Genomic DNA, 8,893 nt, shown 5'->3' with positions numbered 1-8,893 from the left:
GTTGCCAATAGCCTCGCGGCCTGAATCATTTCCTCGGGCGATACCGTGCCCGCTCCGCTTGTCGCAAAGCCGAGTATCTCGCCCGAGTACCTCAGCCCGATCTCGGACCATTGGGCCAGCAGGGTATCATGGCGTACATCGCTCTTAAAAATGCGCTCATTGCCGTGCCCGGTATAGAGTTCGTAAGCGATATCCGGGGCACTCCCATCCAGGTCCCAGCCTCCCGGACGGGAGAACAGGTTGACCTCGCTGATCCAGACGTAATAGGTTGCCCCTGATTTCAAGGGCTGCCCGGCGATGAAGCCGGTTTCCTCATCGTGGTTGTCTCCCCACAGACCGGCAAAGAGCGCAATCCCCAGCACAACCAGCAGCGGAATATACCAGCCACTCTCCCTGAAGCGTTTAAGCCGTTCGTGTTCCCAAAGCCCAGCGAGCTTGTTCCAAGTACCTGACTCTACCGGGTTCGGAGCTTCGGGCTCTGACGATGGATCGTGTTCTTGAAGAGGTGGCGTGTTCATGGATTGTCGCAGGGGAAGCAATGCCCCTGCCGGTACGGCAGAACCACTATCGGCAAGGCATGGCTCTCGATGACTCCCTCCAGGCGCTGGAGGTATTTCTGGTGGGACGGTTTCTCAATGATGAGGATGATCGCGGCACGCCTGCCAGTCTGGGCCGCATAATTCAGGCTCTGCCCAATGGCCTCGGCCCACTTGTCGGCAAAATCGACCTCAATCGCGTACTCGTCGGTCAGGATGTCACAACGTGTTCCGTTGGGAAGGGAGATTTCCATTTCCCCCTTCAACACCCTAGCAGCACAATCTCTGTAGTGAGATTCTGGATACAATCGAGCTGCCTCCAGCGAGGCACCGGATCCAAACAGGCAGCAGGCAAAGAGCATCATGCCCATTCGCCATTGGCCGAGTGTGTGTAGCCACCCCGGAGAATTGCTCGCTGCTTTAGCGGCCATAAAAATAAAACCCAACGTACATGCCTGCACACAGGGCTAGTCCGAGTAGATTATAGAGTTTCTCCCGGTAGCGCAGCGTTCCCATGCACAGCACTAGCCGATACCGGTTACGGCCTACTCCCCGGGGAAGGGATGTCGGCCTGTTGCCCGGAAGCATCCATGTGCAAGTGGATTTGCTCCTGAGCATCGCTCGCAAGTACCGGCAATTGATCCAGAGCCGCAAGAGTGACTTGGTTTGTTTCCATACCGCCCATGCCCAAAAGCCCCAAAGGATGGTCCAGAATATGGCCCGATAGAGACTAGCGCCAACGCTTGAGGTTGTTGTGGTGACAGAGTCCATGTCAGGGTACTTTCAGGTACTTGTTCGAGTAGCCGTCGTGGCTGATCTTCATGTACTCACCGGGGAGAAAATCCCACGGCACTTCCAGTACACCGATTTCAACGGTGCGGTGAGGCTCGATAATGAAATAGAACTCATACCTCTCTCGCAGGGTCCTGTTTTCAACATAGACGACAGGACTCAGGAGCTTGTTCGAGGTATTGGAGAAGATGACGACCTTTCCCTTCCCCAGCACAGATTGCCGAAAGCTCACGTGCACGGGCAGTTCTGGTTTCTTGGGCTGCTCTGAGCACCCCAACAGGCAGATGGTGGCGATAAGGCACAGAAGCAGCGCGGAGAAGCAAAAGCAACTGCGACCCCGCAGGAGACAGGTTGGTGTTTTCATCGAGTTATCCGTGGGTTGTTTCGATCCTTAAAACGGACCGACTAACACAAAAACCCTAAGATCGTAGGGTTACCTGTCAAGCCCTACGATCATATGGTTGTGGGGTGGATAATTCGCTGGCGGAACTGGGAGACAGATTACGGTCATTGCGGGCCAGGCATGGCCTCACACAGGAGGAGTTTGCCCAGCTCGCGGGCATCGGCTACAAGTTCTATCAGGACATCGAGGGTGCCCGGAAGAAAGAGATCTGGCTCTCGACCGTGGAACGCCTTGCCATCCCCTATGGCTTAAGGGCGTGGCAGCTATTGACTCCAGACATGCCCGAGGATTCAAAGGTAGCCCGTAAGGCCCCCAGCAGTCGGGTGCATCGGAGGTAGGAATGTGTCGGGGAGTGCTCGACCAAGTGAATTTAAACAAAAACGCGGACCCTGAAGTCCGCGTTAATGCTTGAAACGCTTTCTTGGGCTGGTGTACCTGCATGACAGATAGTGACCGTACGCCTGCGTTACTAACTTTGTCTTGAATCCGCGCAAAGCAAACTGAAATTATTCAATTGTATCAAGGATAAAATGCTGTAGATCATGGGGTATGAACCCCGTCTCGTTTGCATTTGATATTGGCCATGCTTCGCTGGGCTGGGCAGCGATTGAAGAAACCGGTGCGATGCCTCAGATACTGGGATGTGGCGCGGTCATCTTCAGCCCCGATGATTGTCAGAACCACGCCCGTGCGGCTTTTCGGCGAAACCGTCGGAATATTGCCGCTACGCGTAACCGTATCAAACGGCTCGGCAGGCTGCTTGTGCACGTGGGAGCCTTTACGGAGGCACAGCTCAGGGAGCGGATGGATCAGGGCCGGGGGCATGCCTTTCCCTGGTTGCTGGCCGCGCAGGTCATCAGAGGATATCGACAGTCGTTAAGCTGGCCCGAACTGTGGGATGTCATCCGCTGGTATGCGCATAATCGCGGCTACGATGGAAACGCGCTTTGGGCGCTGGCAAAGACGGATAAGGAACAGGACGAGGACAGCAAAAAGGAAGAAAATGCGAACCGGTTGATGGCGCAGCATGGGGCCATGACGATGGCCGAGACGGTGTGTGCGTTCCTCGGTGTGGACCCCGTCTCGAAGCGGGCTCCGGCTTTGGAGGCCTATTTTAAAGGTAACGATGCTGCCTTCCCGCGGCGGGTCGTACGGGATGAGGTTGTGCGCATTCTGCGTGCCCATATTGGAAAGCTGGACGGTTGCGATGAAGCCTTTGTCACCTGCTTGTGTGGGGATGCGGAAAACGCCTGGAAGGCGGTGGATTGTCCGTCCATCCGCTTGCCTGGACGCTTTCACGGGGGGCTGCTTTTCGGGCAGATGGTGCCGCGATTTGATAACCGGATCATCCCGTTGTGCCGTATCAGCGCAGAAAAGGTCCCGGCCAAGCATTGTCGCGAGTTCTACCGTTATCGGTGGGGAATGCTCCTGTGTAACTTGCGTGTGAAGGGCAAGTCCGGGGAGGATTCGCGTCGCTTGAGTGCGGAAGAACGCGTGCATGTGCATGCGGCGATGGAAGAATCCGGCTACCTGACCAAGACCTCTCTGAAAAAGGCGCTGCGGGAGATCACCGGAGCCGAGCCCGCCAATGCCGACTCGCTTTTTCTGACTCCTGAGATGGAGCGGGCCCTGACCTTCGATCCTGTGAAGCACGCGGTTTCCTCAGGGAGGGTTGCACCGGTGTGGGCCGTGTTGCCCGATAGGCAACGCAAGCGTTTTGCCGGATGGTTGTATAAAGGCAAGCCTTCCAGCTTGAAGCGCTGGCGAGAGAACATGGCGGCGGACGGTGTGGATCTGTCGGATTTCGACGATGCCATCAACATCGCCTACGAAGCGTACAAGAAGCGGGCGCGCAAAAATGCTCGTGATCTGGATGGTTTTATAGACGAGGCCATTTCGATTGTCGCCTATCGTCCGAGCGGGCGTGCTCCCTACACCCGCGATCTGATGCAGAAAGCCTGGGAGGCGGTGTTTGACGCCGGCCAGCCCGACCCGAAGGACAAAGGAGGCTGCCTGGAGGAAAAGCCCGAGGTAGTAGCCCAGCAACTTCAGCGCTCTATTGATGCGCAGACGAATAATTCGCTGGTGCGGCATCGCCTCCTGATCTTCCGGCGACTGCTGCGTGACCTGGTCCGCAACTATGCGGGCGGCGAAGTGACGCGAGTGGGGAAGGTGACGCTGGAGGTTATTCGTGACTTGCAGGAGTTTTCGGCCAAAACGGCCAAGGAGAAAGCCCAGCTTCTTGGCCTCAAGCTTGCGGACCATAAAAGGGCCGTTCAGGTCATTGAGAAAGAACTACCCAAGTACGGAGGGAGATATACCATTAGCGCTGGACTGATAAAGAAAGTCCGCATTGCCCAAGACCTGAACTGGACCTGTCCTTTTACCGGCAAGCATTATTGCTTCGATGACATCGTTACGCTGCAGGTGGACCGGGAGCACATCATCCCACGCTCCTGGCGACCGAGTGACTCACTGGATTCCTTGGTGCTTACGTGGCCGGAGGTCAACCGCATGAAGGGGCAACAGATCGCATGGGCCTTTATGGCTGGGCACGAGTGCGAAAAAGTTCCCGGCACGGACCTGCAACTGCAATCTCTGAGCAACTACGAGCGCTGTGTTGACAAGCTCAGACCCGGGCGCGATCCGCGGGGGAATCGCAATGCTGTCTTTATCGACGACGATCTGCGGCGCTGGCGCCGTAAGCAGCTCCTGCTTATGCCCGAGTTTGATGCGCGTAGGAAAAAGAATAGCCAGCAGGAGGGCGACAGTGGCTTCACCGGGAGGGATTTAACGCAGACCAGTCATTTAAACAAGCTGGCCGCACTACAGGCGCGCGATGAGTTGACTGAAAGAAGCGATAAGCTTGGCCCGCGTATTCCGCAGGTCGTTATGCTGGCTGGTAGTGTTACCGCTGCCGTGAGAAAAGCTTGGAATCTGAGCGGGTGCCTAGCCCGTGTCTCCCCGGAAACAGAAGGACAGAATAAAACCGCGATTCGTGAGATCACGCATCTGCACCATGGTCTAGATGCAGTCACTCTTGGCCTGGCTGCTTACTTCTTTCCGCGTGACGGGCGCTTGTGGGAGCTGATGAGCCGCCGCCGTATCGGCAGCGATGCGGAGCGTGACGAGTTCAAAAAACGCCTCGGCCAGTTCGTCACATTTTCTGCCGGCGGTAATTGGGAAATCTCGGACCTGCCTGTGGAGCTAAAGAATCAGATAGCCGAGTGCTTGATGGAGCGCCGTGTCGTACAGCATATCCCCAAGACGATGCGTGGCCTCAAAGTCCAGCAGAACACTTGGCGTGTCCTGCATCAGGACCCCGATGACCCTGAAAAGATGGTTCTGGGGATGGCCATGCGGGATGCTGACAAAAAACGCCAGCCCAAGACCTCCAGAGAAAAGAAGAGCAAGCTGCACGGGCTCAGCCCGCGCGATGGGACAGGCAAGCTCGCCCGGCTCAAGGGCAGCCTTATTGTAGAGGAGAATTATGGAATTATCCTGGATCCAGAGCCAGCAATCCTTACGCATTCTTTAGTCTGGAAAACTCTAAGAGAAGTCCGCGAGAAGCTGGGATATATGCCTAGGATACTGCGAAACGGAAATGCTATCACGGTTCCTGCTGGTCGGTTCTGTGGGACGTGGAGAATACGTTCAATCAAGGACGATAGTAAGAAGGGACTGTTGGTTGATCTTTCATTCCCAGATATTGTGAGAATGCAGAGCAAGGGGGGAGGGATCAAACGCGATGTTCGGCTATCTAGCTTGATCAAGGACAAATTTACCATCTGCCAACTGGATTACTCGGGTTGAGAATATGTCCTACCACATTATCAACATCGACTCACCGCGCTGCAGCATCAGTTGCCGCCAGGGGCAGTTGACCTGTATTGATGAAGATGGAAGGACCAAGCAGGCTCCGCTGGAGGATGTTGCCGCCATTGTTATTACCAGCTTTTCGGCTCAATTGCATAGCCATCTGCTGTTGGAGGCAGCGAAGCACGGAGTTGCACTTGTCATCTGTGAGCGGTTTCAGCCTGTCAGCCTGCTTTTACCCGCTAACCGCTCAAGCGATACCCTGCTCACCAAGGCGGCACTGTCGCTCGAACGTAAAAAAGTGGATGTGCTGTGGCGCAAAACACTCGATGCGAAGTGTCTAAATCAGACTCTGTATGCTGAGTTCTTGGTCCCGGAACATGCCAAACTCGATGTGTTGAGAAAACGAGCCCTCGGCAAGGCTCAATCAAAGGAGGGAACCTGTGCCAGATATTATTGGGGGATTTTTGCCGATGCACTCGGCCTGAAGGATTTTAAACGGGCGCGCGATGGGGGAGGGGTCAATGACCTGCTGAACTTCGGCTACGCCGTCCTGTTATCGCTTACGCTACAGAAGCTCCTGGCATGCGGACTTGATCCGACCCTCGGGATCTCCCACGAGGTGCGTGAGCGCTCGACCCCGCTGGCCTACGATATCATGGAGCCATTCCGCCCTTGTGTGGATTCTCGGGTGGCTCGTTGGCTGATGGAGGAGGTCGAGGCGGGAGATTATCGGATAGATGGCCGGTTTCGCCACTACATCACGGAGTTTATATTGGAACGTGTGGGCTACCTCGGACTGGAGATGGATCTCAAAAACTGTCTGGAATCAGTGGTGCGGAGTTTTCGCAGCGCCGTTTTAACTGGACAAACACGTAGCTATAAACCATGGACCCCCTCAAATTCAAAATGGGCTGGCTGATTGTGGCCTTCGACCTGCCGGTCACAGAAAAGGAAGCCCGTAAGGCATATGCGGACTTTCGTAAATTTCTGTTGAACGATGGTTTTCAGATGATACAATTCTCAGTATATGCCCGCCCAATGGTTACATACTCGCGCATGCAGACTCATCTGCGTCGGGTTGAACAGGAAATTCCTCCTGAAGGAAAAGTTCGGGCCTGGTACGTTACCCAATCCCAATGGCAGCGAAGCCTGGTTATCCATGGCAAACCAGCCGAAAGAATGCCCCCCGAGGGACTCCCGGAACAGATACAACTTTGGTAAGGCCCTAATTGTCAGCAGACTCGGGAATGCAAGTCTGCTGACTTAGGATTTGGATTCAAGGCAAAGCGAGGTCAAGCGCATGTACTCGGAAGATATGAGTCTGCTGACTTAGGATTTGGATTCAAGGCAAAGCGTAAAAGGCGACGACGTCCTCCCAGTCGCGAGTCTGCTGACTTAGGATTTGGATTCAAGGCAAAGCTCTCTTGAGAGCGACGGGCATGGCGGGTCAGTCTGCTGACTTAGGATTTGGATTCAAGGCAAAGCCTCGACCGCTCCCTCGCTCACGGCCCACAGAGTCTGCTGACTTAGGATTTGGATTCAAGGCAAAGCTCTGCCTGCGCGATGGTAAGGCCTACGAGGAGTCTGCTGACTTAGGATTTGGATTCAAGGCAAAGCAAAGAAATGGCGGAAGTCGTGATGCGTGAAGTCTGCTGACTTAGGATTTGGATTCAAGGCAAAGCTGTTCGCGGATGAAGTCCGGGTAATGAGGAAGTCTGCTGACTTAGGATTTGGATTCAAGGCAAAGCCGTATCTTGAACCTCCCAGCTAAAGAAAAGCCCCCCTGGGTCCCTGCCGAATCGTGGTAGGGCCGATGGTGGGGCTTCTCCGGTGTAAACCATGGTTTACACCAAGGGCTTGTGAGGCCTAGTTGAGTCCGGCCTCATGGTCGAGGAGTCGGTGCAGGCGTCAGGTTCTGTCCGGGAGTAGGTCCACGCGGCCCTTGAAGACTTCCGTAAAGGTGTTCTGGAGGCTCCAGAGGGTGCGGGGTATGAACGCTTCATGACGGGGCTTTCTCCACAGAGAGAGGACCTTGGGGATGTATCCGTTGGCCATGACACCGGTATCGACAGCGCGGATAACCAGATCATGGGCACGCCGGTCATTGATGCGGGCCTCGCGGTAACGGATGACCCGGTAATCGTGCTGGTCCCAGTAGCGCCTGAGCTTGCCCACAGCGGCATCAACCAGCCGGGGCAGGTCGTCGAGGATACGCGGGGTGTGCTTGCGGGCCAACTGGATCTCGCCCGAAAAAGACAGATTATCGCAGACAAGCACCTGGCTGCCCGCGACGAGCCCGGCAGAGAAGCGCATGTCGTGGGAGTTTCGCACGCCGACCACGTAGTGGTAGTCCGGGTTGTGGGTAAAGCCGCTGACCTCGATCAGGCCGAAGTAACGGGCGTTGTCATGGGTGAGCCCATGCGCCTGCCCGGCAATGGCAAAGCCCTGGGTAAGCAGGGCGACCTCCACGACTTGCAGGAGTTTTAAGTGAGCAATCGGCCTCCAGGTGCTGGTCGGGGGTGGCGTCGGTGCCTGCGCGAGCTCTCCACGGCTGACGGCGTGGCTACCGCAGTGCAGGAGCAGGTTGCAAGGCTTGGTGGTTGTGGCTGAGACGGGTTCGATGGTATCGGTGATCATGGTGTTGATGAGTTGAGGGTGGTGAGTGATGCGCCGACTTGGCGCTTGCGAAAAAACAAAAGCCCCGCCTCGGATAACACGAAGCGGGGCTGTATTGGTTGTCCACTACACGGGTGGCTTCAACGGTAGCGTTCGCGTTCCGGGTACTCGGGGTATTCCGGCACGAAGGGCGAACGCCTCACCGCTCCGACGGCATAGCCAATGGAGCCGATGAGGATGGCCACGGAGATGACCAGGAACGGGCTGAGCGTTTCCTGGGCCTCGTTGACCGCGCCGATGGCCACAGGCCCCACGAGCGTGCCCACGCTGTAAGCGGTGAGCGCGACCAGGGCGATTTTCAGGATGGCATTCATGGGTTGGATGCGGGTGGTTGTTTTTTTTAACGGACTGCGCATGACCGGCTATTGCCTGCGGCACTGCGCAGCCCGAACGATGCTCCGGCCCCATATCAGCGAGCAGGCAACCGAGCACCCACCCACCCAATACAGGGCATTGGCCAGCGGCACAAACGGAGCCTGCTCAACCACTGCGGCGGGCGGAGGTGGCGGCTCGTTCTTGTCGTTGCCCAGCATGAGGAGGCCAGCGCCGACGCTGACCACGGCGATGACGATGGCCTGGATCATCGCTCGCCTCCCGTCCATTTCGCGCACTCACCCCGGAAGCTGCACCAGGCGCAGTGCATGCCCGGTTGAGGGTGAAAGCGCTC

General features: G+C 56.3%; 10 protein-coding genes and 1 CRISPR repeat array. Of the genes, 4 read left to right on the top strand and 6 right to left on the bottom strand.

The genetic code is table 11. The features are described from left to right. From H5P28_RS16955 to H5P28_RS16945, 3 genes are all read right to left on the bottom strand, one after another. A partial coding sequence (locus tag H5P28_RS16955) for a hypothetical protein (RefSeq protein WP_185675615.1) occupies positions 1-518 on the bottom strand: 518 nt, incomplete at its 3' end. After that, positions 515-790, bottom strand: a complete 276-nt coding sequence (locus H5P28_RS16950) for a hypothetical protein (RefSeq protein WP_185676880.1) — start codon at positions 788-790, stop codon at positions 515-517. The genes H5P28_RS16955 and H5P28_RS16950, both read right to left, overlap by 4 nt. A gap of 518 nt (positions 791-1,308) precedes the next feature. Continuing rightward, on the bottom strand, positions 1,309-1,692 hold the full coding sequence (locus tag H5P28_RS16945) for a hypothetical protein (RefSeq protein ID WP_185676879.1): 384 nt from the start codon (positions 1,690-1,692) through the stop codon (positions 1,309-1,311). A gap of 104 nt (positions 1,693-1,796) precedes the next feature. Here H5P28_RS16945 and H5P28_RS16940 point away from each other — a divergent pair, with 104 nt between their 5' ends. The 4 genes from H5P28_RS16940 to cas2 all read left to right on the top strand — a co-directional run bounded on the left by H5P28_RS16940 (position 1,797) and on the right by cas2 (position 6,771). Beyond that, the gene (locus H5P28_RS16940) at positions 1,797-2,069 is read left to right on the top strand and encodes a helix-turn-helix domain-containing protein (protein WP_185676878.1); all 273 of its coding nucleotides are present in this window, start codon (positions 1,797-1,799) and stop codon (positions 2,067-2,069) included. Between the two features lie 211 nt (positions 2,070-2,280). Further along, positions 2,281-5,544 carry a type II CRISPR RNA-guided endonuclease Cas9 gene (gene cas9 / locus H5P28_RS16935; RefSeq protein WP_185676877.1) on the top strand — a complete coding sequence of 1,088 codons (3,264 nt, stop codon included), beginning with the start codon at positions 2,281-2,283 and terminating at the stop codon, positions 5,542-5,544. Between the two features lie 4 nt (positions 5,545-5,548). Continuing rightward, positions 5,549-6,469: a type II CRISPR-associated endonuclease Cas1 gene (cas1, locus tag H5P28_RS16930; protein ID WP_185676876.1), complete on the top strand. Its 921-nt coding sequence runs from the start codon at positions 5,549-5,551 to the stop codon at positions 6,467-6,469. Further along, the gene (cas2, locus tag H5P28_RS16925) at positions 6,436-6,771 is read left to right on the top strand and encodes a CRISPR-associated endonuclease Cas2 (protein WP_185676875.1); all 336 of its coding nucleotides are present in this window, start codon (positions 6,436-6,438) and stop codon (positions 6,769-6,771) included. The genes cas1 and cas2 overlap by 34 nt, the downstream gene beginning before the upstream one ends. Before the next feature lie 31 nt (positions 6,772-6,802). Beyond that, positions 6,803-7,298: a CRISPR direct-repeat array (repeat unit 36 nt; unit sequence AGTCTGCTGACTTAGGATTTGGATTCAAGGCAAAGC). A gap of 160 nt (positions 7,299-7,458) precedes the next feature. On the opposite strand, the gene H5P28_RS16920 is transcribed toward cas2, so the two are convergent. From H5P28_RS16920 to H5P28_RS16910, 3 genes are all read right to left on the bottom strand, one after another. After that, complete coding sequence (locus H5P28_RS16920; protein ID WP_185675463.1) at positions 7,459-8,187, bottom strand: DUF932 domain-containing protein; 729 nt, start codon at positions 8,185-8,187, stop codon at positions 7,459-7,461. Positions 8,188-8,306: 119 nt separating this feature from the next. Continuing rightward, positions 8,307-8,540 (bottom strand): hypothetical protein, encoded by a 234-nt coding sequence (locus tag H5P28_RS16915; protein ID WP_185675462.1) that lies wholly within the window; start codon positions 8,538-8,540, stop codon positions 8,307-8,309. Positions 8,541-8,588: 48 nt separating this feature from the next. Continuing rightward, positions 8,589-8,810 carry a hypothetical protein gene (locus H5P28_RS16910; RefSeq protein ID WP_185675461.1) on the bottom strand — a complete coding sequence of 74 codons (222 nt, stop codon included), beginning with the start codon at positions 8,808-8,810 and terminating at the stop codon, positions 8,589-8,591. Between the last annotated feature and the right edge of the window lie 83 nt (positions 8,811-8,893).

The organism is Ruficoccus amylovorans (assembly GCF_014230085.1).
In the GTDB taxonomy this organism is placed as follows: Bacteria; Verrucomicrobiota; Verrucomicrobiia; order Opitutales; family Cerasicoccaceae; genus Ruficoccus; species Ruficoccus amylovorans.
The sequence above is the reverse complement of the archived record's forward strand: the minus strand, read 5'-3'. Positions and strand labels throughout refer to the sequence as shown.